This is a genomic window from Neisseria sp. P0008.S004, from assembly GCF_051962755.1.
Lineage (GTDB): Bacteria > Pseudomonadota > Gammaproteobacteria > Burkholderiales > Neisseriaceae > Neisseria > Neisseria subflava_A.
The window spans coordinates 1-258 of the sequence record NZ_JBQCUZ010000053.1; the positions used below are offsets into that span (position 1 = coordinate 1).

At 65.9% G+C, this 258-nt stretch carries 1 protein-coding gene; it reads left to right on the plus strand.

Annotated elements, in window-relative coordinates; genetic code table 11:
* Positions 1-12 precede the first annotated feature (12 nt).
* On the plus strand, positions 13-258 hold a 246-nt coding region (locus tag ACTHSW_RS10910; RefSeq protein ID WP_440373927.1), incomplete at its 3' end, for a transketolase-like TK C-terminal-containing protein.

The window sequence follows — 258 nt, forward strand, 5'->3', positions numbered from 1 at the left end:
TACGTGACCCTGATGAACGAAAACTACCCGCAACCGACCCTGCCCGAAGGCGTCGAGGCGGCGATTATCAAGGGCATGTACCGCCTTGAGGGCAGTGCCGGGGCCAAGGTGCGCCTGCTCGGCTCCGGCACCCTGGTGCGCGAGGCCCAGGCCGCCGCGCAGTTACTGGCGGACGATTGGCAGATCGACAGCGAGGTATTCAGCGTGACCAGCTTCAGCGAACTGGCCCGCGATGCGCGTGAGGTGGAGCGCTGGAAC